Genomic DNA, 1,158 nt, shown 5'->3' on the forward strand with positions numbered 1-1,158 from the left:
TGTCATTATGATTGGAGCTAAACTCAATAAAATATAAACCATTGCAAAAGGTAATTTTGCAACCCCTATAAAAAACCCAACAGCAGCTAACGCCTCTAAAATTCCTCTTAAAGTTAGTTTGTTTGAAGAAAATATTATTTTTAAATTAAATTGGTTTTTAATACTTAAAAATATTCCTATAAATATTAGACAACAAATTCCTCTTAAAAAAATAATCTGATTTAAAACCGCTAATTCATCAAAGCTTTGGTAAATATGTTTAACTAATGCATCGTTAGTAGCAAATGAAAACTGTGCAATAACCATATAAACGATACCAAGTAATTCATTATTTAATTTTTTTTCAGGCATGAGAGTGCCTATATACATTTTAATTAAAAAAATCTAACTGAAATAAAAATCAGAGCACTACTTAATTAACATCAATATTATTCAATGGTCTTTGATTTTTTGGATAACCTAAATCTTTACAAGTGCCTTCTTTATCAGTACCAGCTGGTTTGCAAAGTGAAGCACCTAAGATACCATTAACTTGAGATTCATTTGTAAGTTGACCTATAATTTGATCACAACCACTCCATAACTCATCACAAGCATCTGCCTTGCCAACATTTGAATACCTAATGATTGCATCTTGTATTGTTAAACCTGCATCAGTTGCATCAGTCATATAATTTCTATAAGGTCCAAATTTAAATCTCACCCTTGAAGCACCACCTAATACATCTCCAAAATAACTCGATCTTAATTTTCCATCTATCCATAAATGTAAAAACCCATCTTCAGCCCATTTAGCATTTATTAAAACGTTGACCCATTTTCCTTTCATAGCTTGAAATTTTTCATCCAAAGAAATAGCAATGCCATCAAAGTAATATTGCTCACCTACTTCATTATCTATAACTCTATAATTTGGACCATTAAACATCCAAAGAAATTTATTATTATTATAAGCAAGAGTTGGTCCAACTGCTTTTTCGGGTTTGCCATAAATCATCTTAAAGTCGAATAAAGAAAGAGTATGTTTTTCAGTGTTCACATCATTATCAATGAAATAACCAATTCTATACCACTTCGTTTTACCTTTCTTTGTAGTGTGCTTGTACGGCTCCTGCATTTGAAATCTCTGTGCAAAACCAGGTCTTCCCCATCTACTCC

1 protein-coding gene and 1 pseudogene are annotated in these 1,158 nt (G+C 30.8%); both read right to left on the minus strand.

The window, feature by feature from the left end; all coding sequences use genetic code 11:
- A pseudogene (locus tag AMN99_RS04940) lies at positions 1-351 on the minus strand (EamA/RhaT family transporter); the annotation flags it as partial.
- A gap of 61 nt (positions 352-412) precedes the next feature.
- On the minus strand, positions 413-1,158 hold a 746-nt coding region (locus AMN99_RS04945; protein WP_218836795.1), incomplete at its 5' end, for a heparin lyase I family protein.

It is taken from the genome of Candidatus Pelagibacter communis (assembly GCF_001180225.1).
Lineage (GTDB): Bacteria > Pseudomonadota > Alphaproteobacteria > Pelagibacterales > Pelagibacteraceae > Pelagibacter > Pelagibacter ubique_D.